The organism is Stenotrophomonas sp. T8, assembly GCF_051853085.1.
Classification (GTDB): Bacteria; Pseudomonadota; Gammaproteobacteria; order Xanthomonadales; family Xanthomonadaceae; genus Stenotrophomonas; species Stenotrophomonas sepilia.
The window spans coordinates 3,200,803-3,227,084 of record NZ_CP195329.1 but is presented as its reverse complement, the minus strand read 5'-3'; the positions used below and the strand labels follow the sequence as shown (position 1 = coordinate 3,227,084).

General features: G+C 67.5%; 23 protein-coding genes and 1 tRNA gene. 7 read left to right on the top strand and 17 right to left on the bottom strand.

The genetic code is table 11. The annotated features are described in order from the left end of the window. Positions 1–35 precede the first annotated feature (35 nt). Positions 36–332 carry a cell division protein ZapA gene (locus tag ACSDHM_RS14975; RefSeq protein ID WP_006467013.1) on the bottom strand — a complete coding sequence of 99 codons (297 nt, stop codon included), beginning with the start codon at positions 330–332 and terminating at the stop codon, positions 36–38. After that, on the bottom strand, positions 329–550 hold the full coding sequence (locus ACSDHM_RS14970) for a TIGR02449 family protein (protein ID WP_005418996.1): 222 nt from the start codon (positions 548–550) through the stop codon (positions 329–331). The genes ACSDHM_RS14975 and ACSDHM_RS14970 overlap by 4 nt, the downstream gene beginning before the upstream one ends. 154 nt (positions 551–704) lie before the next feature. Between ACSDHM_RS14970 and ACSDHM_RS14965 the strand changes: the two genes are divergently transcribed. Continuing rightward, complete coding sequence (locus ACSDHM_RS14965; protein ID WP_005418994.1) at positions 705–1,253, top strand: UPF0149 family protein; 549 nt, start codon at positions 705–707, stop codon at positions 1,251–1,253. Positions 1,254–1,258: 5 nt separating this feature from the next. Next, entirely contained in the window at positions 1,259–2,581 is a 1,323-nt protein-coding gene (locus tag ACSDHM_RS14960) for an aminopeptidase P N-terminal domain-containing protein (RefSeq protein WP_111174779.1), read from the top strand. A gap of 524 nt (positions 2,582–3,105) precedes the next feature. Here ACSDHM_RS14960 and pepQ read toward each other — a convergent pair. From pepQ to rph, 7 genes are all read right to left on the bottom strand, one after another. Continuing rightward, positions 3,106–4,437 (bottom strand): Xaa-Pro dipeptidase, encoded by a 1,332-nt coding sequence (gene pepQ, locus ACSDHM_RS14955; protein ID WP_353761400.1) that lies wholly within the window; start codon positions 4,435–4,437, stop codon positions 3,106–3,108. Positions 4,438–4,512: 75 nt separating this feature from the next. Beyond that, positions 4,513–4,887, bottom strand: a complete 375-nt coding sequence (locus ACSDHM_RS14950) for a PilZ domain-containing protein (protein WP_072168447.1) — start codon at positions 4,885–4,887, stop codon at positions 4,513–4,515. Beyond that, entirely contained in the window at positions 4,884–7,163 is a 2,280-nt protein-coding gene (locus ACSDHM_RS14945) for a DUF1631 family protein (RefSeq protein ID WP_414607409.1), read from the bottom strand. Before ACSDHM_RS14945 ends, ACSDHM_RS14950 begins: the two co-directional genes overlap by 4 nt. A 203-nt stretch (positions 7,164–7,366) precedes the next feature. Then, positions 7,367–8,593, bottom strand: a complete 1,227-nt coding sequence (gene hemW / locus ACSDHM_RS14940; RefSeq protein WP_088497270.1) for a radical SAM family heme chaperone HemW — start codon at positions 8,591–8,593, stop codon at positions 7,367–7,369. A gap of 56 nt (positions 8,594–8,649) precedes the next feature. Beyond that, positions 8,650–9,246: an RdgB/HAM1 family non-canonical purine NTP pyrophosphatase gene (rdgB, locus tag ACSDHM_RS14935; RefSeq protein WP_439426359.1), complete on the bottom strand. Its 597-nt coding sequence runs from the start codon at positions 9,244–9,246 to the stop codon at positions 8,650–8,652. Further along, positions 9,243–9,632, bottom strand: a complete 390-nt coding sequence (locus ACSDHM_RS14930; protein ID WP_061480722.1) for a VOC family protein — start codon at positions 9,630–9,632, stop codon at positions 9,243–9,245. The genes rdgB and ACSDHM_RS14930 overlap by 4 nt, the downstream gene beginning before the upstream one ends. Then, positions 9,629–10,354, bottom strand: a complete 726-nt coding sequence (rph, locus tag ACSDHM_RS14925) for a ribonuclease PH (protein ID WP_111008428.1) — start codon at positions 10,352–10,354, stop codon at positions 9,629–9,631. The genes ACSDHM_RS14930 and rph overlap by 4 nt, the downstream gene beginning before the upstream one ends. 124 nt (positions 10,355–10,478) lie before the next feature. On the opposite strand from rph, the gene ACSDHM_RS14920 reads away from it, so the two are divergent. Beyond that, a complete protein-coding gene (locus tag ACSDHM_RS14920; protein ID WP_072168451.1) occupies positions 10,479–11,339 on the top strand; it encodes a YicC/YloC family endoribonuclease in 861 nt (286 codons plus the stop codon). A gap of 57 nt (positions 11,340–11,396) precedes the next feature. Here the strand turns inward: ACSDHM_RS14920 and selD are convergent, their stop codons facing one another. The 8 genes from selD to fdnG all read right to left on the bottom strand — a co-directional run bounded on the left by selD (position 11,397) and on the right by fdnG (position 22,063). Next, entirely contained in the window at positions 11,397–12,476 is a 1,080-nt protein-coding gene (gene selD / locus ACSDHM_RS14915) for a selenide, water dikinase SelD (protein ID WP_439426358.1), read from the bottom strand. A gap of 26 nt (positions 12,477–12,502) precedes the next feature. Next, positions 12,503–12,598, bottom strand: a tRNA-Sec gene (locus ACSDHM_RS14910). Between the two features lie 24 nt (positions 12,599–12,622). Beyond that, on the bottom strand, positions 12,623–14,554 hold the full coding sequence (gene selB / locus ACSDHM_RS14905; protein WP_439426357.1) for a selenocysteine-specific translation elongation factor: 1,932 nt from the start codon (positions 14,552–14,554) through the stop codon (positions 12,623–12,625). Further along, positions 14,551–15,975, bottom strand: a complete 1,425-nt coding sequence (selA, locus tag ACSDHM_RS14900; protein ID WP_111008431.1) for an L-seryl-tRNA(Sec) selenium transferase — start codon at positions 15,973–15,975, stop codon at positions 14,551–14,553. The genes selB and selA overlap by 4 nt, the downstream gene beginning before the upstream one ends. Before the next feature lie 3 nt (positions 15,976–15,978). Beyond that, complete coding sequence (gene fdhE, locus ACSDHM_RS14895) at positions 15,979–16,962, bottom strand: formate dehydrogenase accessory protein FdhE (RefSeq protein WP_111008432.1); 984 nt, start codon at positions 16,960–16,962, stop codon at positions 15,979–15,981. A gap of 460 nt (positions 16,963–17,422) precedes the next feature. Continuing rightward, positions 17,423–18,070, bottom strand: a complete 648-nt coding sequence (locus ACSDHM_RS14890) for a formate dehydrogenase subunit gamma (RefSeq protein WP_061480581.1) — start codon at positions 18,068–18,070, stop codon at positions 17,423–17,425. Then, positions 18,067–18,984, bottom strand: coding sequence for a formate dehydrogenase subunit beta (gene fdxH, locus ACSDHM_RS14885; RefSeq protein WP_012481154.1), 918 nt, complete (start codon positions 18,982–18,984; stop codon positions 18,067–18,069). The genes ACSDHM_RS14890 and fdxH overlap by 4 nt, the downstream gene beginning before the upstream one ends. 10 nt (positions 18,985–18,994) lie before the next feature. Then, positions 18,995–22,063 carry a formate dehydrogenase-N subunit alpha gene (gene fdnG, locus ACSDHM_RS14880; protein ID WP_141653593.1) on the bottom strand — a complete coding sequence of 1,023 codons (3,069 nt, stop codon included), beginning with the start codon at positions 22,061–22,063 and terminating at the stop codon, positions 18,995–18,997. A gap of 290 nt (positions 22,064–22,353) precedes the next feature. Between fdnG and gmk the strand changes: the two genes are divergently transcribed. The 4 genes from gmk (at position 22,354) to ACSDHM_RS14860 (ending at position 26,280) form a co-directional block, all read left to right on the top strand. Beyond that, positions 22,354–23,019 carry a guanylate kinase gene (gmk, locus tag ACSDHM_RS14875; protein ID WP_005410878.1) on the top strand — a complete coding sequence of 222 codons (666 nt, stop codon included), beginning with the start codon at positions 22,354–22,356 and terminating at the stop codon, positions 23,017–23,019. A 110-nt stretch (positions 23,020–23,129) separates the two neighbouring features. After that, positions 23,130–23,429, top strand: coding sequence for a DNA-directed RNA polymerase subunit omega (rpoZ, locus tag ACSDHM_RS14870; protein WP_005410877.1), 300 nt, complete (start codon positions 23,130–23,132; stop codon positions 23,427–23,429). A 106-nt stretch (positions 23,430–23,535) separates the two neighbouring features. Further along, positions 23,536–25,698: a RelA/SpoT family protein gene (locus tag ACSDHM_RS14865; RefSeq protein ID WP_005410876.1), complete on the top strand. Its 2,163-nt coding sequence runs from the start codon at positions 23,536–23,538 to the stop codon at positions 25,696–25,698. A 195-nt stretch (positions 25,699–25,893) separates the two neighbouring features. Next, positions 25,894–26,280, top strand: a complete 387-nt coding sequence (locus tag ACSDHM_RS14860; protein WP_005418954.1) for a RidA family protein — start codon at positions 25,894–25,896, stop codon at positions 26,278–26,280. The last annotated feature ends 2 nt before the right edge of the window (positions 26,281–26,282 follow it).

The following is a 26,282-nucleotide window of genomic DNA, read 5'->3' as shown; positions in this document are numbered from 1 at the left end:
AATTCAGATATGAGAAGACGCGTTGTGCACGGTCTTCAGGCGCCGCCGTCGATCGCGCGGTCCAGGCGCCGGTTCAGGTCGGCCAGCGTCTGCTGCAGCGCCACGGCCTGGCGGGCGTTCTCGTCGCGCAGCAGCTGCAGTTCGTGGGCCAGGTTCAGCGCGGCCAGCACGGCGACGCGGTCGACGGCGGCCATGCGGTTGCTGCCGCGGATCTCGCGCATGCGCGCATCGAGCAGGCGTGCGGCGGCCATCAGGCTGTCGCGCTCATCGCCGCCGACGCCCACGGTGTATTCACGATCGAGGATGCGGACACTGACCGGTTCGGCGCTCATGTGTGCTGCTCCAGGGATTTGAGCCGGCTGATCATCGCTTCCACCCGCGAGCGTGCCTGCTCGTTCTTGGCCAACAGCGTCGAGCGCTCGGCCACCAGCTGTTCCTGCTGGTGGCGCAGGCTGCGGTTCTCCTCGGCCAGACGCTGGTTGCGTTCAAGCAACGCGTCCACGCGGGCGGCAAAGTCCTGCAGCTGGGCAAGGGGATCGGCGGGTTCCATGCGGGCACGATAGGCAAGCCGGGTGAGGGCGGTCAAGCGCTGTCGCAGCAAGGCCGGACGGCCACGAGAGGATGCCGCAGGGTTGCTACACTACGGGGTCTGACGGGCGCGCGCGTGCGCACCCCGGGTTTTCTTATTCCGAACGAGCCGCACGATGACCGAACTTCCCTCCGTCGACGACGTTACCCGCGCCAGCCAGGCGCTGGGCCTGGGCGCTACCGCTGCCGAGCTGCACGGCGCGCTGTGCGGCTGGCTGGCCGCCGGCGGCGCCCCCGGCAACGATTGGCCGGCGCGCGTGCTGGCCGACGACACCCTGCCGCCGGTGGCCGCCGACAGCGTGCTGGGGCAGCTGCTGCAGGCCACCATCAAGCAGCTGGAAGACCGTGACTTCGCCTTCGAACTGCTGCTCGCCGACAGCGACGACGTGTCCGCGCAGGCCGATGCCATGTTCAGCTGGACCCGCTCGTTCCTGGGCGGCTTCGGCCTGGGCAGTGGCGGCCGCCGCCCGGCCCTGTCCGAAGAGGGCGAAGAAGCGCTGACCGACATGGCCAGCCTGGCACGTGCGTCCAGTGAGGATTTCGAGGCCGGCGGCGATGACGACGACGAAGCCCTGTCGGAGATCGAGGAGTTCATCCGCGTGGCGGTGCTGCTGCTGCACGGCGACGTGGTGCTGGCCGCGCGCCATCGGCAGCGCCTGAACTGATGGATATCAAGCAGCGTACCGGCATCGCGGCCGGCGAATACAAGCGTCGCCGCCGCCAGCTGATGGACATGGCTGGCGAGGACGCGATCCTGGTGCTGCCGGCCGCAGCCGAGAAGGTGCGCAGCCTCGATACCCATTATCCGTTCCGCCAGGATTCGGATTTCCAGTACCTGACCGGCTTCCCGGAACCGGAAGCGGTGCTGGTGCTGATTCCGGGCCGCCGCCACGGCGAGGCCATCCTGTTCTGCCGCGAGCGCGATGCCGAGCGCGAGGCATGGGACGGCAGCCGCGCCGGCCAGGAAGGCGCGGTAGCGCAGTACGGCATGGACGATGCCTACCCGATCGATGATCTGGACGACATCCTGCCGGGCCTGTTGGAAGGGCGCTCGCGCGTCTACTACCACTTCGGCCGCGACGCCGACTTCGATCTGAAGCTGATCGGCTGGGTCAACCGCGTGCGTTCGCAGGTACGCCACGGTGCGCAGCCGCCCCATGAGTTCCTGGAGCTGGGCCACCTGCTGCACGAGCAGCGCCTGTTCAAATCCGGCGCCGAAGTGGCACTGATGCACCACGCCGCACAGATCAGCGTGCGTGCGCATCTGGCGGCGATGAAGGCCGCCAGGGCCGGCATCCACGAGTATGAACTGCAGGCCGAGCTGGAACGCGTGTTCCGCGCCAGCGATGCGGTGCCTGCGTATTGCAGCATCGTCGGTGCCGGCCGCAACGGCTGCATCCTGCATTACCGCGACAACAACGCGCGGTCGCGCGATGGCGAGCTGGTGCTGATCGATGCCGGTGCCGAGTACCGCGGCTACGCCAGCGACATCACCCGCACCTTCCCGGTGAACGGCCGCTTCAGTGCCGAGCAGCGCGCGCTGCACGACCTGGTCGGTGAAGCGCAGGCGGCGGCGCTGGCCCAGGCCAAGCCGGGCGTGCCCTACGAGGCCGGCCATCTGGCCGCAGTGCAGACCTTGACCGAGGGCCTGCTGCGCCTGGGCCTGCTGAAGGGCACGCTGGAAAAGAATCTGTCCGAAGGCCTGTACCAGCGCTTCTACCGGCACAAGACCGGCCACTGGATCGGATTGGACGTGCACGATGTGGGCGATTACCGCCTCGCCGGTGATTCACGTCTGCTGGAGTCTGGCATGGCGTTCACCATCGAGCCGGGGCTGTACATCGGCGTGGACGACACGACGGTGGAACCGCGTTGGCGCGGTATCGGCATCCGCACTGAAGACGATGTGCTGATCACCGATGACGGCCATCGCGTGCTGACCGAAGGCCTGGCGCGCAGCGCCGATGAGATCGAAGCGGTGATGGCGGGGTAGGGTGTTTTTCTGCAGGGCTTGCGGCCCTGCACCCGCAGAGGCCACAGCAACAGCAACCGCAACAGCGGCATTCCGTGGGATGGCGGGGTACTGTGGGTTTGCGAGGCCGCCGCAAGTACGTCCTTGTAGGCTTGGTCGCCGCATCCATGCGGCTCACACCCCGCAAGCCCACAGTACCCCGCCTTCGACAGGTTCACGCGGCTGTTGGTGGGTGCCGACCGTTGGTCGGCACATCTGTCAGATATCGAATGAATCATCCACGCATGGCGTGGATCTACGGGTAGGTGTCGACCTTGGTCGACACAGAGCGAGCGCAGCAAGCGACCCGCTTTTGCTTTTCTTTCTTTCTTCCGTGGTTGGACGCACACGGAAACTGTCAGAGGTGGGGCGGGGTGGGTTCGCGGGGGTGTCCGCGGCATGGATGCCGCGGCCAAGCCTCCAGGGATGGATTCACGGCGTCCCCCGCGAACCCACCCCGCCCCGCCAAGCGCGGCTATTGCTCCAAGCAGCCAACCACGAGGGGCTCAGCCGTTGGCCGCCGCAAACGCCGGCCGCGTCAGGTTGTCCGCTTCGCCGTCGGTGCACAGCACTTCGTCTTCGATGCGGATGCCGCCATACGGACGGAAGAAGTCCACGCGGTCCCAGTTGATCGCATCACCGTGGCCAGCGTCCTTCACTTCATTCAACAGCATGTCGATGAAGTACAGGCCCGGTTCGATGGTCACCACCATGCCCGGCTCCAGCACGCGGGTCAGGCGCAGGTACGGGTGGCCCGCCGGGCGCTCGATGCGGCCGCCTTCGTCGCTGGCCGCGAAACCGGCCACGTCGTGCACCTGCAGGCCGATCAGGTGGCCGATACCATGCGGGAAGAACGCGGCGCTGACGCCGGTCTCCAGCGCGGTCTGCGGCGAGACCTTGATCACGCCGAAGTCCTTCAGCACGCCCATCAGCGAAAGATGTGCGTCCACGTGCAGCTGCTTGTAGTCGAAGCCCGGGCGCACCGCTGCGCACATCTGCTGCTGGGCAGCGTCGACGGCGGCGATCATCGCCGCAAATTCGTCGTGGCCCTGCGCGGCGTAGGTGCGGGTGATGTCGCTGGCGTAGCCGTGGGCACTGGCGCCGGCATCGATCAGGAAGCTGCGCAGCGGTTGCGGTGCCTTGCGGCCCAGCTCGGTGTAGTGCAGCACGGCGGCATGTTCGTTCAACGCCACGATGTTGCCGTACGGCAGTTCGTTGGCATCCTGGCCCACGGCCTGGCAGTACGCCATGTGGATGCTGAACTCGTCGGCGCCATTGTGGAATGCGGCCTCGGCAGCGCGGTGGCCGCGCACGCCCAGCACCTGGGCGTCGCGCATCAGTGCGATCTCATACGGTGTCTTGCTGCCGCGGTGCCATTCCAGGTAGTTCACCACCGGCGCCGGGTTGTTCGGCACGTAGCTGCCCAGCGCGCTCTGCGGCTCGCCGAGGATCGCGCAGCGCGATGGATCGGCCGGCAGCAGCGCCAGCGCGTCTTCCGGCTTGCGGATGATGTGGATGTCGAAATGCTCCACCCACCAGCCGCTGGGGGCATCCGGCACCACGTGCCAGTAGTCGAAGGGCTGGTGGAAGATCACCGCCGGGCGCTTGCCGGGGGTGAACACGATCCAGCTGTTGGGCACGCGGGTCAGCGGCAGCCAGGCCTTGAACTGCGGATTGACCGCGTACGGGTAGTCGCGATCGTCGAACACCTGGTAGTGCAGGGTGCCGCTGGGCACCACCAGGTGATCGAAGCCGCCGCGGGCCAGCGCCTGTTCGGCACGTCGGCACAGCACGGCCAGGTGGTCGGAATACAGGGCGCCGGGGTCTTGCTGGAGCATTGCGGTGGCTCGACACGGAAAACGGCCCTAGATTCTGCCGCATACCGGGAAAAACCGCTGTGCTGGAACCGGCACTCAGGCCGTCGAAACCGGCCCCTCGTCGCTGTCTTCGCCCACCCACTGGCGCAGCAGCTGCCGATGCTCGCGCGACAGGGTGAGGAACCGGAAGCCGGTCCAGCTCTGTCCGGGGGCGTGTGCAGGTTCGCTCCACAGCAGGTGCACGCCCACGTCGATGTCCTGGTGGCGGCCGTCGCCCAGCGGCAAGGGGAAGCGCAACTGGTACAGCGCATCCTCGCGCAACGTTGCGCTGGCCAGCATCAGCATGCCGGTTTCGGAGATATTGCCGAGCCGGCCCACCACGCTTTCGCGCATCTGGTCGGTGACCGGTACCAGGTCCGAGACCTGGCGGCGCGGTGCGCGGCGGGTGTCCTGCGGCGGTTGGGTGATCATGCGGAGGTCTCCTGCGTATGGCCGGCCGCCAGTGCACGCAATGCGCCAAGGCTGGCCTCCCAGGCACGGTCAACCAGCCGGGCCTTGTCCTCAGTGACCAGCTGCGCCTGGCCGGCGCTGATCTGCCGGGCCAGCGTATCCAGGTCGGTATCGGCGATCTTCTGCCCGCGTGGATTGACCAGCAGGGCGTGGCCGGTCAGCAGGCTGTACCAGGACAGGCGCTGGCGGCGCAGTGTGCCATCGCCAGTGTCGATGTCGAACCAGCTGCCGAAGGGCAGGGAGGACAGCTGCTGGTAAGCGGCTTCCTCGGCACTGCTGCGCGGTGTGGCGGGCGTCGTGCCGGCGGCCGTACCGGCGTGCTCGCCCAGGCGCGCGCGTGCCTTCAGGCGGGCACTGAGTTCGGTACGCGAGGTGCTCTCGTCCTCGCCGCCAGGCGTGGCCAGCCTGCGTGCGACGGCGGCGGCTTCCTCGGCGTGGTAGCCGACCTGCAGCAGGGCGGCCTCGACCTCGGCAGCAAGCGTTGCATCGGTGCCGCCGGGTGCATCAACGGGTTGCGCGGTGATGGCGGCGATGCGTTGGGTCTGCTGCAGGCGTTCCTGCCACTGCGGTGAATCGTCGCCGTGGCGCAGGCGGGTCAGGGTGAGGGCATCGGCCCAGGCCTGACGCAGCAGGGTCTGCACGAAGCGGGGCGGCTGCTGCGCGTCGCAGCACTGGTCGATCTGTGCACTGGCCTGTCGCCGCGCGAGTTCCAGCCGCTCCTTGCCGCGTGCAGCTTCGACATGGCGGCGTTCGGCCAACTCGGCGCGATGCGCTGCGGCGCGCTGATGCTGCTGCACGTCCTCGTTCGCGCTGGCGAAGGCCTCCGGCGCCCGCGCATCCTGACCCAGCAGGCCCTGCACGCTCTGTGCCATGCGCTGCAGCAACTGCGGGTCGACATCATCGTCGCCCAGCCAGTTGGCGCCGACTTCGGCAATCTGGTTGAGCAGTTCGCGCGCGGGGTGCTCGTCGCGCACGAAGAAGCCGGGGTCGGCCATTGCCGCACGTGCCAGCGGTACCTGCAGGCGCGCCAGCAGGGCGGCCGGCACCGGGTCCGGACGCTGCTGCTGCTGCACCTGCTGCATCAGCATGCGCAGCAGGTCGAGGCTGTCGCGGTCGTGGCTGCCCAGCTGGGCCTGCATGCCATGCTCGCTGCGCAGTTGCGCCACCACGGCCGCCTGCAGGTCGGCTACGCCGGTGGCGGCGCTGGACTGCGCCTGCAGGCGCGCGAGGACCGCATCCACGGCTGCGCTCGGCACTGCATCGCGATCCGCAGGTGCTGCGCTGGCATGGCGTGCCTGCTGCAGCAGCGCATGCAGCGCGCTGCCCGTGGAGGTGGTCAGGCCCGGCATGGCCGCGCCGGCCGTGCTGTCATCCTGGAAAGCGTCCTGCACCAGGCTCGACCAGGAGCCGGCCGGTGCCGATCCGTTCCAGCCGGTCAGTGGCGCGGCGGCACGCTTTGCCGGCTGCGTGGTGCGACCACCGCCCACCGACTGGGTGATGATCCGCCGGGTGCTCGATGAACGCGCCAGGTAGGGGGTGTAGACCAGGCCGGGCAGCACGCCGTGCTGGGCCAACAGGGCATTGGCACGGTCGAGGATGTCGCCCAGGCGCTCCAGCACCTGGCGTTCGAAGCTGCGGTACAGCGCCAGCTGAACGTCGACAGCGAGCGAATCCTGTTCGGCAATCCGGCGCAGCATGGCGCACAGTGCCTGCGGTGCCAGCGGCAGGGTGTCGGCCTCGAAGGCCGGTGCTGCCGCCAGTACGCCCAGGCGTTGGCCCAGCAGGTTCAGCGTGTTGGTCGAACGCAGCGTCTCCCGCCGCACCATCTCGGTCAGCAGCAGGTCGCGGTCCACTTCATGCTCATCGACCAGCGACAGCCCGAGCATGCCGGGCAGCGGCGGCGGCGTGGAACCGGGGCTGAAGTGGGCCGTGGGTTCGCGCAGCCGTATCAGCGCATCGGCCACGGCATCAAGCATGCGGTCAGCGAAATGACCGGAGAAGGCATGCAACTGGCCGCGCTGGGCCATCAGCTCCGCCTGCAGCTGCGGATTGCGCGCGCGATCCGCGTCGTGCAGCAACGTCTGCTCCAACGCTTCGACGGTCAGGATCAGCGGCGCTGCCAGCGTCTGCCGGCACAGGCCGATCAACGCGCCCAGCAGCTCACGCACCCGCGGTGGCAGGTCGCTGGCGGCCAGGCGGGCTTTGTCGGCAGAGGTAATGGAAAAGACAGCTGACATCGGCGAGCGGTACCCGGATTCCCGCGGATCGATCTTGTGAATCTACCGTGTCGGCCGCAGTCGGCGCTACTTTAGGGTGAACGTGTCTCACGTCCGCTGGGGGGGGACGACGGATGAGCGATGGTGCAGGTCACTGGCCGGCAGCGCTGTCTCCACCGGAGTGCGGGCCAGCGCCCGGCACTACCCGCTAACGGCGGGAAGGTCTATTCCTCCAGGAACAGGCTCACCACATCGTTGGTGAATCGGCGGCCCAGCTCGGTTGGCTGTACGTGGCCATCCGCCACGTCCAGCCAGCCGCGCTGCACGGCCTCGCCCAGGGGCGCGTCCAGCACGCTGCGCGGCAGCCCGGTGCGCGACTCGAAATCGCGCAGGCCGAAACCTTCGTGCAGGCGCAGCAGGTTGAGCATGTACTCAAACGGCAGGCGCTCGGGTGCGACCACATCGTCGCCACCGAACGAGGCCGGGGTGCCTGCGCTGTCCAGGTAGGCCTGCGGGTGCTTCAGTTTCCAGCGGCGCAGCACGTGTTCTTCGGCACCCGAGCTGATCTTGCCGTGCGCGCCAGCACCGATGCCAAGATAGTCACCGAAGCGCCAGTAGTTCAGGTTGTGCGCACTCTGCCGACCGGGGCGTGCGTAGGCGCTGACTTCGTACTGGCTGAAACCAGCCTGCGCCAGTAGCGACTGGCAGTGCTCCTGCATGTCCCAGGCATTGTCTTCATCGGGAATGCCCTGCGGCGGACGCGCGAAGAACACCGTGTTCGGTTCCAGGGTCAGCTGGTAGTGCGAGATATGGGCCGGTTGCAGTGCAAATGCACGTTCCAGATCGGCCTCGGCACCGGCCAGGGTCTGTTCCGGCAGCGCGTACATCAGGTCGATGTTGAAGTTGTCGTAGCCCGCGTCCTGCGCCATCTTCACCGCGCGCTCGGCTTCGCTACTGTCGTGGATGCGGCCCAGGCGCTTGAGCATGGCATCGTCGAAACTCTGGATGCCGAAGCTGAGGCGGTTCACCCCGGCCGCGCGGTAGCGGTCGAAACGGCCATGCTCGGCGGTGCCCGGGTTGGTTTCCAGGGTGATTTCGGCATTGGGCGCGAAGCGCAGGCGTGCGCTGGCCTGCTGCAGGAAACGGTCGATCGCTTCCGGCGGGAACAGGCTGGGCGTACCGCCGCCGAAGAACACGCTGTGCACCACCCGGCCCCAGACCAGCGGCAGGTCCTGGTCGAGATCGCGCAGCAGCGCATCGATGTAGCCATCGAACGGCAGCTCACCCTTGGCCTGGTGCGAGTTGAAATCGCAGTACGGGCACTTGCGCACGCACCACGGCAGGTGCACGTACAGCGACAGCGGTGGCGGCACCAGCCGCGGCGGGCTGTCGTGGGCAGCGGAGCAGGCTTCGCCGGGCAGGTGGTTGCAGTGGTCGTGGTCGTGCGGCATGGGCTTCTTCGGTAGTGCCGGCCACTGGCCGGCTTCCCTGGTTCGATCAGGCGGCGTCAGTACAGCGTCGCCAGCTGCTGCTTGAGCTGCTGCAGGGCGATGGCACGGTGGCTGATGGCATTCTTCAGTGCCGGCTCCATTTCCGCGGCGGTCAGGCCGTGGGTGGTGTCCAGGAATACCGGGTTGTAGCCAAAACCATTCGTGCCACGCAGCTCGCGGATGATCTGTCCTTCCCAGCGCCCTTCGCAGATCAACGGCTGCGGGTCGGTGGCGTGGCGCAGCAGCACGATCACCGCATAGAAGCGGGCGCTGCGCTGGCCGTCGGGAATGTCGGCCATCGCGTCCAGCAGCTTGGCGTTGTTGGCCACCGCGTTGGTCGGGTGGCCGGCATAGCGCGCGCTGTACAGGCCGGGCGCGCCGCCGAGTGCATCGACGATCAGGCCCGAATCATCGGCCAGTGCCGGCAGGCCGGTCGCTTCGCAGGCCGCGCGTGCCTTCAGCAGCGCATTCTCGACGAAGGTCAGGCCGGTCTCTTCCACGTCGCCCAGGCCCAGTTCGGCGGCCGAGGTGATCTGCAGCGGCAGGTCGGCGAGGATCTCCTGCATCTCCACCAGCTTGCCGGCGTTGTGGCTGGCCAGTACCAGTTTCTTCATTGACGGGGCTCCAGCAGGTCCCAGGTGTTGCCATACAGATCGCGGAACACCGCGACCGTTGCATAGGGTTCTTCGCGCGGCGCTTCCAGGAACTCGACGCCCGCGGCAAGCATCGCTGCGTGGTCGCGGTGGAAGTCGTCGGTGTTGAGGAAGAAGGCGACGCGGCCACCGGTCTGGTTGCCGATGCGGCTGCGCTGCGCCTCGTCGCTGGCACGGGCCAGCAACAGAGCGGCGGCGCTGCCGTCGGTCGGGCCGACCACCACCCAGCGCTTGTGGCCCTGGTCGATGTCTTCCAGCAGCGTGAAGCCGAGCTTGCCGGTGTACCAGGCAATGGCTTCGTCATAGTCGGCCACCACCAGGGTGGTCAGGGCAAGGCGCCGGTTCATGCCGACAGCGCCGCCTGCTGCGCGGCCAGCAGCTCGGCCACGCCCTTTTCGGCCAGGCCCAGCAGCGCGTCCAGTTCATCGCGACGGAAGGCGTGGCCTTCGGCGGTGCCCTGCAGTTCGATGAAGCCGCCACCGTCGTTCATCACCACGTTCATGTCGGTGTCGCAGTCGCTGTCTTCGGCGTAGTCCAGGTCCAGCACCGGGGTGCCGCGGTACACGCCCACCGACACCGCCGCCACTGCGCCCAGGATCGGGTTGCGCTTGATGTCGCCACGCTTCATCAGCACGTTCACCGCATCGACCAGGGCCACGTAGGCGCCGGTGATGGCGGCGGTGCGGGTGCCACCGTCGGCCTGCAGCACGTCGCAGTCCAGGGTGATGGTGCGCTCGCCCAGCGCGTTGCGGTCCACGCAGGCACGCAGGCTGCGGCCGATCAGGCGCTGGATCTCCAGCGTGCGACCGCCCTGCTTGCCACGGGCCGCTTCGCGGTCGCTGCGGCTGTGGGTGGCGCGCGGCAGCATGCCGTACTCGGCGGTGACCCAGCCTTCGCCCTTGCCGCGCAGGAAGCCCGGCACGCGGTTCTCGACGCTGGCGGTGCACAGCACACGGGTTTCACCGAAGCACACCAGTACCGACCCTTCGGCGTGGCGGGTGAAGCCGCGTTGGATGACGACCGGGCGGAGCTGGTCGGGCTGGCGGCCGCTGGGGCGGGAATCGGACATGGTGCGGGTTCCGTAATGGCGAGGGAGTACGCCGCCACGCCCGCGGCCTTCACGGGGCGGGCAAGGGGGCTCTGGTGAGGGCGCTAGGGTACCATTCCCCCTTTGCACGCACCGGACACATTCCATGATTCGAAGCATGACCGCCTATGCCGGCGGCGAGCGGGTCACCCCGTGGGGCACGCTGGGCTGCGAGCTGCGCTCGGTCAACCACCGCTTCCTGGAGGTCGGCACCCGCCTGCCCGAGGAACTGCGGGCGCTGGAGCCGCAGCTGCGCGAGCGCATCGCCGCGCGCCTGAGCCGTGGCAAGCTGGATCTGGTGATGCGCCTGCGTGCACCGGAGGCAGCGGCCAACCTGCAGGTGGACGAGGCCCTGCTGGGCCAGCTGGGCCGCCTGGCGCACCGGCTGACCTCGGATTTCCCCAATCTGCAGGTCAGCTTCACCGAGCTGCTGCAGCTGCCCGGCGTGACCCGCGGCGAGGCCACCGATGCCGCCGCCCTGCAGGCCGAGGCACTGGCCCTGCTGGACCAGGTGCTGGACGGCTTCGTCGAGGCCCGTGAGCGCGAAGGCGGCAAGTTGTCGGCCGCCATCAGCGAGCGCGTGGACGGCATCGAACGCATCGCGACTGAAGTGCGCACGCTGATTCCGGCCATTCGCGACGGCCAGCGCGCCAAGCTGGCTGCACGCCTGGCCGACCTGCCGCACCCGGTCGATCCCGGCCGCGCCGAGCAGGAACTGGTGCTCTGGCTGCAGAAGCTGGACGTGGATGAGGAGCTGGATCGCCTTGGCAGCCACATTGTCGAGATCCGCCGCGTGCTCAAGCAGCGCGAGCCGGTCGGTCGTCGCCTGGACTTCCTGCTGCAGGAGTTCAACCGCGAAGCCAATACGCTGGGCTCGAAGTCGGTGGACAGCCGTACGTCCAATGCCGCGGTGGAGCTGAAGGTGCTGATCGACCAGATCCGCGAACAGGTGCAGAACATCGAGTGATGTTGCATCCAGCATTACAGCCGGGGCGCCTTCGGGCGCCCTTCTCATTACAGCGTCTCAGCGGACGCTGACACCCGGCAGGCCCGCGCTCAATCGCCCCACGACGGCTGCCTGGCCGAACCCTGCGTCGTGGAAGCAGGCCAGCACCGCGTCCACCGCTTCCGGGGCGCAGGACACCAGCAGCCCACCGCTGGTCTGTGGGTCGGTCAGCAGCGGCTGCCAGTGTGCCGGCAACCCATCGGCGAAACGCACCTCCGCACCATACGAGGCCCAGTTGCGGTTGGACGCGCCGGTCAAGCAGCCGCGCTGCAGCAGCTCCAGGGCCTGAGGCAGCAGCGGCACCTGTGCGCTGTCCACCTCCGCAGCGACACCACTGGCGCGACACACTTCCAGCAGGTGGCCGAGCAGGCCGAAACCGGTGACATCGGTCATCGCGTGCACACCGTCCAGCGCGGCCAGGGCCACGCCCACGGTGTTCAGGCGGGTGGTCGACGCGATCATCTGCTGGTAGCCGTCGGCGTCCAGCACTTCTTTCTTCAGCGCCGACGAATACACGCCCACGCCCAACGGCTTGCCCAGCACCAGCACATCGCCGGCGCGGGCATCGGCATTGCGCCTGAGCCGCTGCGGGTCAAGCACGCCGATCGCGGCCAGGCCATAGATGGGTTCCACCGAATCGATGCTGTGGCCTCCAGCGACCACGATGCCGGCCTCGGCGCAGGCACGCTCGCCGCCCTGCAGGATGCCGCGGATGGTTTCCTGCGGCAGCGTGTTGATCGGCATGCCGACGATGGCCAGCGCGAACAATGGTCGTGCCCCCATCGCGTACAGGTCCGACAGCGCGTTGGTGGCGGCGATGCGGCCGAAGTCGAACGGGTCGTCGACAATCGGCATGAAGAAATCGGTGGTGGCGACGATTGCCTGGCGGTCATCGAGGCGGTACACCGCGGCGTCGTCGCTGGTCTCGCGGCCGACCAGCAGTTCGGCCGGTGCCGGAAGCGCTGGCACGCCACGCAGCAGTTCGGACAGCACGCCCGGCGCGATCTTGCAGCCGCAGCCGCCGCCGTGTGCCAGCGAAGTCAGTCGTTGCGGAGCATCGGCCGTTGAAGGGGCGGGGGACTGCGCGTGCGTGGCCATGCCGACATCTCCTGCGGAAACACCAATGGCGGAAGGCAGCAGGAGTCGAACCTACCAGGGAACGATCGACGCCCCCTACTGGGTTTGAAGCCCAGCCGCATGCCCGGATGCGCATGCCTTCCGAAAGTACGGCGGCACCGGTGGGCTCAGTCGCGGGCTGCGTTCCACTGCAGGTCGCCGCGCGGCCGATGCTGGTCACCGACGCGTCGAGTGTAGCCAACGCGGTTGAAGAACTCCAAGATCTGGATGCTGCGCTTGCGGCCCAGGCCGATGGCATCGCGGAAGGTGGCCGCATCCACCGTGCCGGTGGCCTGCGACAGCTGCGCGACGATCGCGGCCAGCTCGGCAATGCGGGCCGGTGCATAGAACAGGTCCGGCACTACCTGGAACAGTTCGCCACGCGCGGTGGCGCGGCGCAGTACGGCGCGGACCTCGTCTTCGGCCAGACCGGCGTCGGTGGCCAGCGTGCGCACCCACGGTGGATCGAAGCGACCGGCGTGCAGTTGCGGCAGCACGCGTTCGAGCAGAAGTCGTTCGCGTTCCGGTGGCGCATGGTCATGGCCGGGCAGGCGCCACCAGGCGCCCACGCGCTGCACGCTGCCGTCGTCCAGCAGGCCCTGCAGCAGGGCATTCCACAGGCTCGCTGCAAGCGCGGGCAGCGTACTGCGCTGCAGGCGCCTGCTATCAACACCGGGCTCGTCCGGACGTCGCTCGTGCCAGCTGCGCAGCGACGTGATCACCTGTTCGCGAAGCGCCTGCCAGTGCGAAGCAAGGATGACCACCGTGTCTTCGCGGGTGACGATGCGCCGCGTGCCCGCAGGAAGATCGATCCGGTCGGCCGCGCGCCGGCAGTAGCGTTGCAGGGCGGCCATGGCTATGCCGAAGGAAGCCTGCTGCAACAGTGGGCCGATTCCCGCACCTGTGGCCAGCTGCTCCAGTGCGCCCAGCCAGGCGAGCCGTGCCGGGCTGCGCCGGCGCCGCTGTGGTGGGTCCGGATCGAGCACGATGCCACCACCCAGCGTGCGGATGGCCGCTGAATCACGGGCGATGAATCGATCACCGCACATCGCGCAGACCGGTGCATCGAACACCAGTTGCACCAACTGTCCGTCGCCATGATCGACATCCTCCAGCAGCACCACATGGGCCTGCCGGTGCATCGTGCCCCAGTGGATGTGCAGCGGTGCCCAGTCGTGCAACGGTGTGGCCAGTGCGGAAAGCCGCAGGCGCACGTCGACGCGACGGGTCGCCAGCAGGGCGCGCGGGTCGGCGATCCAGTCGCCACGGTGGATGTCGTCGCGGGCGATGGCAGCCAGGTTCAACGCGCAGCGCTGCCCGGCCATGGCGTGTTCGCTGGCCTGGTTCTGCGCGTGGATGCTGCGTACGCGCACGTCCGTGGCGGCCGGCATCAGCTGCAGATGCTCACCCACGGCAGCGATGCCGCCGTGCACTGCGCCGGTCACCAGCGTGCCGTGGCCGGCCAGCGAGAACACGCGGTCCACCGGCATGCGGAACAGCTCGCCGCGCAGTTCGGCCTGGCGCGTGTTGGCGTCGTCCGACGCCCACGCGTGCAGCTGGGTACGCAGCGCGTTGATGCCAGCATCGTCGGGTACGGTGCTGTTGCAGGCGAATACGGGGGAATCCTGCAGCGGCGTTCCGGCCAGCAGCGCGGCGATCTCGATCTCGACCCGGGCGATGCGCGCGGCGTCCACGCGGTCGATCTTGGTCAGGGCGACTGCACCGCGATCCACGCCCAGCAACTGCAGGATCGCCAGGTGCTCGCGGGTCTGCGGCATTACACCGTCGTCGGCGGCGATCACCAGCAGGGCGACATCGATGCCGGTGGCGCCGGCCACCATCGTATGCACGAAGCGCTCGTGGCCCGGCACATCGACGAAGCCCAGCGTCGCCTCGGCATTGCCGCCGCCTGTGTTCTCCACCGGGACATAGGCATAGCCCAGCTCGATGGAGATGCCGCGCGTGCGTTCTTCCTGCAGGCGATCGGTTTCGATGCCAGTCAGCGCGCGCACCAGGCTGGTCTTGCCATGGTCGATATGCCCGGCGGTGCCGACGATCATGCCTGCAGCGTGCTCCATTGCGCGAGGAAGGTGGCTTCGTCGGTGGGTTCCAGGCAGCGCAGGTCCAGCCAAAGCGCGTCATCGGCAATGCGGCCCAGCACCGGCCGCGGCAGCTGGCGCAAGCGCTTGGCCAAGCGATCCAGCCCGCCGCGGCGCGCGCTGGTAACGCGCAGTCCGGCGCTGGCCAGCTGCGCCTGTGGCTGCGCGCCGCTGCCGATCTGGCTGTACATCGAAGCCCGTTCAAGCGCATAGTCGGCGGCCAGCGACGCGCGCATCGGCTGCAGCAGGCGGTGTGCCTGCTCGTCGATGGCATCCCGCAGGCGCGAAAGGCTGCGCAGGGTCGGCAGCCGCAGTGCCAGCAGTTCCGGTTCGCGGTACAGGGCCAGCACGGCTTCCAGTGCGGCCAGGCCCATCTTGTCCATGCGCAGCGCCCGCTTGAGCGGATTGCGGTTGATCCGCGCGATCAGGTCGGCGCGGCCGGCGATGATCCCGGCCTGGGGGCCGCCCAGCAGTTTGTCGCCACTGAACGAAACCAGATCGGCGCCGGCCGCCAGTGCTTCCTGCACGGTGGGCTCGTGGGGCAGGCCGAAGGCCGCCAGGTCGCACAGGCTGCCACTGCCCAGGTCCACCACCAGCGGCAGGCCGTGCTCGTGCGCGATCGCAGCCATTGCCGCAGTGTCGACCTTGGCGGTGAAACCGGTGATCGCGTAGTTGCTGGCATGCACTTCCATCAGCAACGCGGTACGGGCGCCGATGGCATGGGCGAAGTCGGCCGGGTGGGTACGGTTGGTGGTGCCCACTTCCAGCAGTCGCGCGCCGGCGCTGCGCATCACATCGGGAATGCGGAAGGCGCCGCCGATCTCCACCAGTTCGCCGCGCGAGACGACCACCTCGCGGCGGTTGGCCAGGCTGTTGAGCAGCAGCAGGACCGCCGCCGCATTGTTGTTGACCACGGTGGCGGCTTCGGCGCCCGTCAGTTCGCAGACCAGCGCCTGCACCCGTGCATCACGGTCGCCGCGGCGGCCGCGGGTGATGTCGAATTCCAGATCGACCGGCGCTGTCATTGCGCGGGTGACCGCCTGCACGGCGGCATCGGGCAACAGCGCGCGGCCCAGGTTGGTGTGCAGCACGGTGCCGGTCAGGTTGAAGATCGGCTGCAGGTCCAGCCGTGCATCGGCCGCCAGTGCGGCGTCGAGCGCCGCGACCAGCGACGGGCCGTTGATGGCCTGTTCGAGGCGTTCGGCCGAGAGCTGCGCGGCGCTGATACGGTCGCGTAGTTCCTGCAGGTGTGCGCGCAGCAGTTGGGTGATGCGGCTGCGGCCGTGGCGTTCGATCATGGCCGACAACGCAGGCAGGCGCAGCAGCCGGTCCAGCGAAGGCAGGGCGGCGGCCGATGCCGGTGTGGCGTGCGCGCGTGGCATAGGTCAGTCGCCGTCGGATTGCCACAGCAGCGGGTTCTGGCTGGCGCGCGCATAGCCTTCCTCGGCCAGCAGCAGGTCCAGCGCCAGCGTGCCGAGGTCATCGGCCACCGGCTCCAGTGACGGATCTTTCTCCAGGTACAGGATCTTGCGATAGCTGTGGCAGTGGTCGCAGGTCTCGGCGCGCACCGCACTCTCGCGCACCGCCTCGCCGCGGTCACCGTCCACATCGGCCAGGGCGCGATAGGCAATGTCCTTGCCTGCGGCGCCGCACTGGCTGCACTGCACGCGCACGTAATGCCACTGGCAGGCACACAGCGAGCACGACAGGTAGCGATAGGCGGCGTAGGGCGGGCGCGCCTGCACCACGCTGGCCACCGGCAGCGTGCCACAGAGCGGGCACAGCCCTGGTGCATCGGCCAGCGGCTTCAGGTCGGTCGGATGGAAGCTGGCGGCGAGCACCGCCCAGTACACCTGCAGCGCGTTCATCACCAGCAGCGCAGCGACGGCGTCGACCGAGGGCGCGTCATCGCGTTCCAGCACCGCATGCGCCTGTGCATCCAGCCACGCATCATCAGCAGCCGCGACGCGTTGCAGCTCCCGCCGGGTTTCCAGCGGTAGGCCCGTTTCGTCGGCACAGTGCTGGCACAGCGTGCGCAGCCAGTCGCGCCAGCGCCCATCCAGTTGCAGCGAGTTGGCCGGCCGCAATGGCATGCCGGCGCCGGCCGCCGCGCTCGGCTGCTGTGCACGCGCCTGTGCCTGCAGGTCCTCGCGTTGCTGCGGTGTCAGATCCTCCAGCAGCGCCTGCTGTGCATCGGCCAGCGCCGCCAGCAGCTGCAGGTAGCCGCCGATGGCACTGTGCGCGGCGAGGCTGCGCAGGCGTGCCGCGCGCGTAGCAAACAGTGACTCGGTATCAGGCAGGATGATGCGCGGCACATCGCGCGAGGCGAGCGTCTCGATCTCACCGGGTTCAAGGATGCGTTGCGCCATGCAGGGCCAGCCAGAAGAACCAGGCTCCATCGTCGCTGTTGTCGGCGCTGGCGTCCAGCGTGTTGCCGGCCATCTGAAATGGTTGGGGTCAGATCCGTTTTCCAAAGAAAAACGGATCTGACCCCATCGGTTGTTGAAAGTGGATCCCGAGCGTTGGTCGGGATTCGATCAGTGCCGACCAACGGTCGGCACCCACCGACAGATCGCGGCCAACTGTCGAAGGCGGGGTGGGGTCGGTTGCGGGGGCGTGAGCCGCATGCGGCGACCGAGCTTACATGGGTGAGGGCGCTTTGCTTGCGAAGCACTGCTTCGCAAGCGCCCGAACGCACAGCCGCCAGCGGCTGGGCCGGGCCCCGGAGGGGTACTTGCAGCGTCCCCCGCAACCGGGCCCACCCCGCCACCCCTCAGAAGGCCCGCTCTTGACGTTGATTCTGCGGGTGCAGGGCCGCAGGCCCTGCGGCTACCCCTGTTCCCGGCGCCCGCGCAGGATGTCGCGGAACCACTGACGGTGATGCTTGTACGCCCACCCATAGGTCACCTTGCCCTGGGTCATCGCCCGCACCGATCCCTTGATCCAGAGCGCCGCATAGATGTGCACCACGATCGCGCAGACCAGCACCCAGCCGAACAGCGCATGGGCCAGCACCGAGAAGCGGATCACTCCGATCGGGAAGAAATGACTGAAATACTGCCGCCAGATCACGAAGCCGGTCAGCAGCAGTGCCGACAGGCAGCCGATGATGGCCCAGAACAGCAGCTTCTGGCCGGCATTGAAGCGACCGACCGGCGGCAGCTTTTCATCCTCGTTGCGCAGTACATCGCGCATGCCACGCATCCACGCGCGGTCATCGGCGGTCGGCAGGTTGTCGCGCCACATGCGCAACGCCAGCAGCGCAAAGCCCACCACCATGGCCAGGCCGATGAACGGATGCAGGATGCGCGTCCACGGGCCGCCACCGAACAGCTGGGTCAACGGGAACAGGGCAGGGTGGAACAACGCCAGCCCGGACAGCGCGGTCAGCACGAAGCAGATCGCCACGATCCAGTGATTGATGCGGGTCGGCGCGCGGTAGCGGACGATCTGCCGCGGGTGCGGGGCGTACTTCATGGCCGCTGCTCCTCTTCGATCTTCTTCGCCTCGTGCTCGGCTTCTTCTTCTTCCTCGTCATTGACCGTGTTGCGGCCGATGCCGATGTAATGCAGGAACCCAGCAAAGGCCGTGGCGGCGATCGCCAGCACGCCCAGCGGCTTGGCTACGCCCTTCCAGACTTCCACCATCGGGCTGATGCGGGGGTCCTTGGGCAGGTCGGCGTAGAGCTCGGGCTTGTCCACGTGCTGCAGCACGTACATCACATGGGTACCGCCGACGCCCTGCGGGTCGTACAACCCGGCGTTCTCGTAACCCCGTGATTTCAGGTCTTCCACGCGTCCGGCGGCATGCTCGGTCATCGCCTGTTTGCTGCCGAAGGTGATCGCCCCGGTCGGGCAGGTCTTCACACAGGCCGGCTCCTGGCCGACCGCCACCCGGTCCGAACACAGCGTGCACTTGTAGGCCTTGTGGTCCTTCTTGGAGATGCGCGGTACGTCGAACGGGCAGCCGGTCACGCAGTAGCCGCAGCCGATGCAGTTCTCTTCCTGGAAGTCGACGATGCCGTTGGCATACTGGATGATCGCGCCGGGCGAGGGGCAGGCCTTCAGGCAGCCCGGGTCGCTGCAGTGCATGCAGCCTTCCTTGCGGATCAGCCACTCCAGCTTGCCCTTTTCGTCCTCGTACTCGCGGAACTTCATCACCGTCCACGACTGTTCGCTCAGATCGGGCGGGTTGTCATAGCTGCCAACGCAGCTGCCCACTTCGTCGCGCAGGTCGTTCCACTCCATGCAGGCGACCTGGCAGGCCTTGCAGCCGATGCACTTGCTCACATCGATCAGCTTGGCGACCTGGCCGGTGTGCGCACCGCGCGCCTCCGGTGAGGGCGTGGTGGTGGCCGAGCGGCGGATGATGTCCAGCGATTGCAGTGACATGGCGTTTCTCCTACACCTTCTCGACCTTGACCAGGATGCACTTCGATTCGGGCGTCTGCGAGTTGCCGTCACCGATGGCATTGGTCAGCGTATTGGCGATATATCCGGGCTTGGCCGCACCGAGGAAGCCCCAGTGGATCGGCACGCCCACCTGGTGCACGGTCTTTCCATCGATCTGCAGGGCCTTGATCCGCTTGGTCACCATCGCAACGGCTTCGATATGGCCACGCTTGGAACTCACCCGCACGCGGCTGCCGTTGGTGATGCCCAGCTCGTCGGCCAATGCCGCGCCGATCTCGACGAACTGCTCGGGCTGGATGATGGCGTTCAACTTGCCGTGCTTGGTCCAGAAGTGGAAATGCTCGGTCAGGCGGTAGGTGGTGGCCACATGCGGGAACTCGTCCGGCGAACCGATCTGTGCACGGTCGCTGGCGAACACGCGTGCCGCCGGGTTGTTCAGCGTCAGCGCCTGGCCGGGGCTGAGCGGGTTGCTGCGCAGCGGGGTATCGAACGGTTCGTAGTGCTCCGGGAACGGGCCTTCGGCCATCCCGGCCTTGGCGAAGAAGCGGGCGATGCCTTCCGGGTTCATGATGAACGGGCCCATCCCGCCGGCGGGATCTTCGTCGGCCTTGAAGTCCGGCACGTCCACGTTGCCCCAGTTCTTGCCGTTCCAGGCCAGCAGCGTGCGGCGCGGATCGAAGGGCTGGCCGGCCACGTCGCACGAGGCGCGGTTGTACATCACGCGGCGGTTGGCCGGCCAGGCCCAGGCCCAGCCCAGGGTGTTGCCGATGCCGGTCGGGTCACTGTTGTCACGCCGCGCCATCATGTTGCCGGTCGGACCCCAGGCGCCGATGTAGATCCAGCAGCCGGAGGCGGTGCTGCCGTCGTCGCGCAGGTCGCCAAACGCGGCCAGCTGCTCGCCGGCCTTGCGCACCAGCCTGGTCGGGTCCTTCGGATCGAACACGTCCACGAGCGCCTTGCCGTTGTATTCCATCGCCAGTTCTTCCGGCGTCGGCAGCTCCGGGTTGGCGTACTTCCAGGCCAGGTCGCGCACCGGCTCCCACCACGCACCGCCATCCTTCTCGTACATCGCTTTGATGCGATGGAACAGCTCGGACATGATCTCGATGTCGCTGCGCGCTTCGCCCGGCGGGTTGGCCCCCTTCCAGTGCCACTGCAGCCAGCGCGATGAGTTGACCACCGCGCCGTTCTCCTCGGCGAAGGAGGTGGTGGGCAGGCGGAACACTTCGGTCTGGATCGTGCTCGGGTCGACGTCGTTCAGTGCGCCGTGGTTCTGCCAGAAGGCGATGGTCTCGGTTTCCAGCGGATCCATGCTGACCATGAACTTCAGCTTGGAGAACGCGCTGATCAGCTTGCCCTTGTTCGGCGCCGAAGCCAGTGGGTTGAAGCCCTGGCAGATGTAGCCGTGGATCTTGCCCTCGTTCATCAGCTCGTACGCCTGCAGCATGTCGTACGGCTTGTCGAGCTTGGGCAGGTAATCGAAGCACCAGTTGTTGTCGGCGGTGGCAGCATCGCCCCACCACGATTTCATCAGACTGACGTGGAACTTCGGGTAGTTCTGCCAGAACGACATCTGGTTGGCGCGCAGGGGCTTCTGCGTGCGCTTGGCGATGTAGGCCTCGTAGTCCTGCTCATCCTGTTTCGGCAGCGTCAGGTAGCCGGGCAGCAGGTCGGACATCAGGCCGATGTCGGTCAGGCCCTGGATGTTGGAGTGCCCGCGCAGCGCGTTCATGCCACCACCGGCCACGCCGATGTTGCCCAGCAGCAGCTGCACCATGGTGCCGGCACGCACGTTCTGCGCGCCGATCGAGTGCTGCGTCCAGCCCAGCGCGTACAGGATGGTCATCGCCTTGTCCTTGCCGGCGGTGGACGCGATCATGTCCCACACCTGGCGGATGCTGTCGGCCGGCGTGCCGCAGATGCGCTCGACCATCTCCACGGTGTAACGCGCGTAGTGTTGTTTCAGCAGGTTGTAGACGCAGCGCGGGTCCTTCAGCGTCGGGTCGCTGCGCACGAAGCCATCGTCACCGTAGGCGTAGTCCCAGCTGGAACGGTCGTAGCTGCGCTTCTCTTCGTTGTAGCCCGAATACAGGCCGTCCTTGAAGGCGAACTCGTCCTTCACCAGGAACGACATGTCGGTGTAGTTCAGCACGTACTCGTGCTGGATGCGGTCCTCGGTCAACAGGTAGTTGATCAGGCCGCCCAGGAACACGATGTCGGTACCGGTGCGGATCGGCGCGTACACATCGGCCACCGCGGCCGAGCGGTTGAAGCGCGGATCGACCACGATCAGCCGGGCCTTGTTGTGCGCCTTGGCCTCGGTCACCCATTTGAACCCGCACGGATGCGCCTCGGCGGCATTGCCACCCATGATCAGGATCAGGTCGGCATTCTTGATGTCGACCCAGTGATTCGTCATCGCACCACGGCCTAGCGTCGGGGCAAGACCTGCCACCGTCGGGCCGTGTCAGACACGTGCCTGGTTGTCGAATGCCAGCATGCCAAGGGAGCGGACGACCTTGTGGGTCAGTACCGCGGTTTCATTGCTGGTGGCCGAGGCCGCCAGCATGCCGGTGGTCAGCCAGCGGTTGACCGTCTGCCCGGCTTCGTTCTTCTGCACGAAGTTGGCATCGCGGTCTTCCTTCATCAGCCGCGCGATGCGGTCCAGCGCATCGTCCCAGCTCAGCCGCTTCCACTCGTTCGAGCCCGGCGCGCGGTACTCGGGGTAGAGCAGGCGCGACTTGCTGTGGATGATGTCGGCCAGGCCGGCACCCTTCGGGCACAGCGTGCCGCGGTTGACCGGATGGTCCGGGTCGCCCTCGATGTGGAAGATGCTCGGCTCGGCGTTCTTGGCGCCATCGCCGAGGCTGTACATCAGGATGCCGCAGGCCACCGAACAGTAGGTACAGGTGTTGCGGGTCTCGGTCGCGCGGGTCAGCTTGTATTGCCTGACCTCCGCGAGCGCGATGCCGGGCGCGAAGCCCATCAGTGCCAGGCTGGAGCCGACCAGGGTTGTCCCGGTCACTTTCAGGAACTGGCGGCGGCTCATCGATGGCATGCCGTTCTCCTGGGATGGCGGGGAGGCGCAGGCCTCCGGGCTGTCGTTGGGTACGGGCCGGTTATAGCACAGGCCTCCGGATGCCCATGTGGCACAAGGCGCGGCGCCTGCCGGACGGGCCCGGAAAGGGCCTGCTCTGGTAAAGTTGCGTGCCCGCCCCCTGGGGAAGCGTCTGCCGGGCCTGGTTCCAGGATGTTCCGCGCAGCCCCCGCCGTCCTGGCGCGATCCTCCGCGCCGGACCTGGAACACCGAGGAAAAATTTTGCGAAATCAACCAATTGGGTTCCGCGCATGAGCGCCCCGTCGAAGCCGTCGGACGCCGTTGCGCGCGGCACGCTGTACATCGTGGCCGCCCCCTCCGGCGCCGGCAAGAGCAGCATCGTCAATGCCACCCTGGCGCGTGACCCGCAGATCGCCCTGTCGATTTCCTTCACCTCGCGCGCGATGCGCCCCGGTGAGGTGAACGGCCAGCACTACCACTTCGTCAGTGCCGAGAAGTTCGAGCAGATGATCGCCGCGGGCGACTTCTTCGAACACGCCTGGGTGCACGGCGACTGGAAGGGTACGGCCCGGCAGTCGGTGGAACCGCAGTTGGCCGCCGGCCAGGACGTGCTGCTGGAGATCGACTGGCAGGGCGCGCAGCAGGTGCGGCAGCTGGTGCCGGGCACGGTCACCGTGTTCATCCTGCCGCCGTCCAAGCAGGCCCTGCAGGACCGCATGCGCAAGCGCGGCCAGGACAGCGAAGCGGTCATCGCCCAGCGGCTCGGGGCAGCCCGCGATGAAATGCTGCACTTCAACGAGTTCGACTACGTCATCGTCAACGAGGTGTTCGACACTGCCGTGGACGAGCTGTGCGCCATCTTCACTGCCAGCCGCCTGCGCCGGGAGGCCCAGAAGGTCCGCCACGCCGGCCTGATCCAGGCGCTGCTGACCCCCGATCCGGGTGCAACTGACTGATTCCAAAAGAATCGGGTAGGGGTTGGCTTGATTTTGTCCAGCCCCTGCCAGTACACTCCGTCCCCTTTCCCTCATTCGACTGAGCGGCCGACCGGTCGCCGGGAGCCCGTATGGCCCGCATCACCGTAGAAGATTGCCTGGAAGTCGTTAACAACCGTTTCGAACTGGTCATGATGGCGTCCAAGCGTGCCCGCCAGCTCGCCAACGGCGTGCAGGCCACGCTGGACAACAGCGAGACCGAGGACAAGCCGACCGTGCTGGCGCTGCGCGAAATCGCCGCCCGCAAGATCGACAACGCCCTGATCGACGAAGTCGAGAAGGCCGAGCGTGAGCGCGCCGAGCGCGAAGCGCTGGAGTGGGCTGCCGCCGAAGTGGTCGCCGACGAAGACATGTCCAAGAACGACGATTGATCGCATCGATCAACGTAATCGTTGGATACACCGAACAGCCCGCCCCGTGCGGGCTGTTTCGCATTCAGGATTTGCCGTAAACGTCGCGCTGGAATAGGCTTCGGGCATGAACCCAGGCCCCACTGCCAAGGTCGCCGCAGCCCCCGCTGCCGCCGTACCCGACTACGTCCTCCAGCTTGAACGCGCCGCCCATTACCTGCCGCCGGAACAGCTGCCGCTGTTGCGCCGTGCCTGGGAAGTCGGGGCCTCCGCACACGCTGGGCAGACGCGCAAGTCGGGCGAGCCCTATATCACCCATCCGGTGGCCGTTGCCCAGGTGCTGGCCGAACTCGGCCTGGACGTGGAAGCGCTGATCGCCGCGATCCTGCACGACACCATCGAAGACACCCCGCTGACCCGCGAGGCGCTGGCCGCCGAGTTCGGCGAAGCCGTGGCCGAACTGGTCGACGGTGTCACCAAGCTGGACAAGCTGAAGTTCCGTGACCGCCAGGAGGCGGCCGCCGAGAGCTTCCGCAAGATGCTGCTGGCGATGTCGCGCGACCTGCGCGTGATCATGATCAAGCTGGCCGACCGCCTGCACAACATGCGCACGCTGGGCGCGCAGAGCCGCGAAGCGCGTGGCCGCATCGCCCGCGAGACGCTGGAGATCTACGCGCCCATCGCCCAGCGCCTGGGCATGAGCCTGGTCAAGAGCGAGCTGCAGAACCTGGGGTTCAAGGCGCTCTACCCATGGCGCCACGCCATCATCGAAAAACACATCCGCAGCCAGCCGGTGGTGCGCCGCGAAGCTATGGCGCAGGTGGAAGTGCAGCTGTCGCAGCGACTGGCCAAGGAGGGGATCGAGCATCGGCTGATCAGCCGCATCAAGACCCCGTGGAGCATCTACAACAAGATGCGCGACGAGAACAAATCCTTCGACCAGGTGATGGATGTGTTCGGCTTCCGCCTGGTCGTGCGCAGCGTGCCCAGCTGCTACCACGCGCTGGGCTCGGTGCACGCCACCTTCAAGCCGCTGGATGGGCGCTTCCGCGATTTCATCGCCATTCCCAAGGCCAACGGTTACCAGTCGCTGCATACCGTGCTGTTCGGGCCGTATGGCTCGCCGATCGAGGTGCAGATCCGCACCGAGGAAATGGACCTGATCGCCGAACGCGGCGTGGCCGCGCACTGGACCTACAAGTTCGGTGGTGATTCGCCCAACAGCGCACAGAGCCGTGCCCACGCCTGGATCGTCGAGCTGATCGACTCGCAGCGCGCCGCCGGTTCCTCGCTGGAATTCCTCGACAACGTCAAGGTCGACCTGTTCCCGGACGAGGTCTACCTGTTCACCCCGAAGGGCAAGATCCTGGCCCTGCCGCGCAACTCCACCGCGCTTGATTTTGCCTACGCCGTGCATACCGACGTGGGCAACATGGCGGTGGCCTCGCGCGTGGACAAGAAACTGGTGCCGCTGCGCACCAAGCTGGTGTCGGGCCAGTCGGTGGAGATCATCACCGCGCGCTCGGCCACGCCGAAACCGCAGTGGCTGGAATTCGTGGTGACCAGCAAGGCACGCACCGCCATCCGCCACCAGCTCAAGCAGCTGGAGCACGAAGATGCCGTGCAGCTCGGCCATCGCATGCTCGACCGCGCGCTGGAAGCGATGGACTCGTCGCTGGAGCGCCTGCCGAAAGGCCGCTTGGATGCGTTCCTGGCCGAACACCGCTTCCCGCGCCTGGAAGCGCTGCTGGCCGAGGTCGCACTGGGCAACTGGATGCCGACCCAGGCCGCGCAGGCGCTGATGGCCTACGCCGAACTGCGTGGCGGCCCGCATTCGCGCCACCACTCGCAGGAGAAGATCCTGATCAACGGCAGCGAGCGTGGCGTGGTGACCTTCGCCGGCTGCTGCCAGCCGATACCCGGCGACGAGATCATGGGCTACCACACCGCCGGCAAGGGCATCGTGGTGCACCGCATGGACTGCCCGAACCTGGCCGAGCTGCGCAAGTCGCCCGAGCGCTGGGTGCCGATCGGCTGGGACACCACCGTCTCCGGCGACTACGACACCTCGCTGGTGGTGGAAGTGGAGAACGGCACCGGCGTGCTGGCGCAGCTGGCCGCCGCCATCGCACAGAGCCATTCCAACATCGAACGCGTGGACTACCTGGACCGCGACTTCAACGCCGCCGTGCTGGCGTTCAACATCCAGGTGCGCGACCGCAACCACCTGGCCGAAGTGATGCGCCGCCTGCGCCGCCTGTCGGTCGTGCAATCGGTACGCCGCCAATAACCCCACCCCATGCGTGGTGGATTTTGTAGAGCCGAGCCCATGCTCGGCTGCTCTTGCCTGAAGCAGCCGAGCATGGGCTCGGCTCTACAGGCGGCGCATCACATGCCCGGACTGCGGTAGATCCACGCCATGCGTGGATGCACCCCCAGCCGGTACAATCACCGCTCTGTTTTCCCCCAAGCACCGGAGCGACCCATGTCTCGCCAGATCATCAACACCGAAAAGGCTCCCGCCGCCATCGGCCCGTACTCGCAGGCCGTGCGCGCCGGCAACACCGTGTATTTCTCCGGCCAGATCCCGCTCGACCCGGCCACCGGCGACATCGTCGGCGCCGGTGACGTCGAAGCACAGGCCCGCCGCGCCTTCGACAACCTCAAGGCCGTGGCCGAAGCCGCAGGTGGTTCGCTGGACAAGGTCGTGCGCCTGGGCCTGTACCTGACCGACCTGGGCGAGTTCGCCAAGGTCAACGCGGTCATGCAGGACTACTTCCAGGCCCCGTACCCGGCCCGTTCCACCATCGAAGTCTCCGGCCTGCCGAAGGGCGCCAGCTTCGAGGTCGACGCGGTGATGGTCATCGACTGACC

Coding starts and splice junctions, on each gene's coding strand:
- ACSDHM_RS14975 (WP_006467013.1), bottom strand. CDS start 332: ATGAGCGCCGAACCGGTCAGTGTCCGCATCCTCGATCGTGAATACACC.
- ACSDHM_RS14970 (WP_005418996.1), bottom strand. CDS start 550: ATGGAACCCGCCGATCCCCTTGCCCAGCTGCAGGACTTTGCCGCCCGC.
- ACSDHM_RS14965 (WP_005418994.1), top strand. CDS start 705: ATGACCGAACTTCCCTCCGTCGACGACGTTACCCGCGCCAGCCAGGCG.
- pepQ (WP_353761400.1), bottom strand. CDS start 4,437: ATGCTCCAGCAAGACCCCGGCGCCCTGTATTCCGACCACCTGGCCGTG.
- ACSDHM_RS14950 (WP_072168447.1), bottom strand. CDS start 4,887: ATGATCACCCAACCGCCGCAGGACACCCGCCGCGCACCGCGCCGCCAG.
- ACSDHM_RS14945 (WP_414607409.1), bottom strand. CDS start 7,163: ATGTCAGCTGTCTTTTCCATTACCTCTGCCGACAAAGCCCGCCTGGCC.
- hemW (WP_088497270.1), bottom strand. CDS start 8,593: ATGCCGCACGACCACGACCACTGCAACCACCTGCCCGGCGAAGCCTGC.
- rdgB (WP_439426359.1), bottom strand. CDS start 9,246: ATGAAGAAACTGGTACTGGCCAGCCACAACGCCGGCAAGCTGGTGGAG.
- ACSDHM_RS14930 (WP_061480722.1), bottom strand. CDS start 9,632: ATGAACCGGCGCCTTGCCCTGACCACCCTGGTGGTGGCCGACTATGAC.
- rph (WP_111008428.1), bottom strand. CDS start 10,354: ATGTCCGATTCCCGCCCCAGCGGCCGCCAGCCCGACCAGCTCCGCCCG.
- ACSDHM_RS14920 (WP_072168451.1), top strand. CDS start 10,479: ATGATTCGAAGCATGACCGCCTATGCCGGCGGCGAGCGGGTCACCCCG.
- selD (WP_439426358.1), bottom strand. CDS start 12,476: ATGGCCACGCACGCGCAGTCCCCCGCCCCTTCAACGGCCGATGCTCCG.
- selB (WP_439426357.1), bottom strand. CDS start 14,554: ATGATCGTCGGCACCGCCGGGCATATCGACCATGGCAAGACCAGCCTG.
- selA (WP_111008431.1), bottom strand. CDS start 15,975: ATGCCACGCGCGCACGCCACACCGGCATCGGCCGCCGCCCTGCCTTCG.
- fdhE (WP_111008432.1), bottom strand. CDS start 16,962: ATGGCGCAACGCATCCTTGAACCCGGTGAGATCGAGACGCTCGCCTCG.
- ACSDHM_RS14890 (WP_061480581.1), bottom strand. CDS start 18,070: ATGAAGTACGCCCCGCACCCGCGGCAGATCGTCCGCTACCGCGCGCCG.
- fdxH (WP_012481154.1), bottom strand. CDS start 18,984: ATGTCACTGCAATCGCTGGACATCATCCGCCGCTCGGCCACCACCACG.
- gmk (WP_005410878.1), top strand. CDS start 22,354: ATGAGCGCCCCGTCGAAGCCGTCGGACGCCGTTGCGCGCGGCACGCTG.
- rpoZ (WP_005410877.1), top strand. CDS start 23,130: ATGGCCCGCATCACCGTAGAAGATTGCCTGGAAGTCGTTAACAACCGT.
- ACSDHM_RS14865 (WP_005410876.1), top strand. CDS start 23,536: ATGAACCCAGGCCCCACTGCCAAGGTCGCCGCAGCCCCCGCTGCCGCC.
- ACSDHM_RS14860 (WP_005418954.1), top strand. CDS start 25,894: ATGTCTCGCCAGATCATCAACACCGAAAAGGCTCCCGCCGCCATCGGC.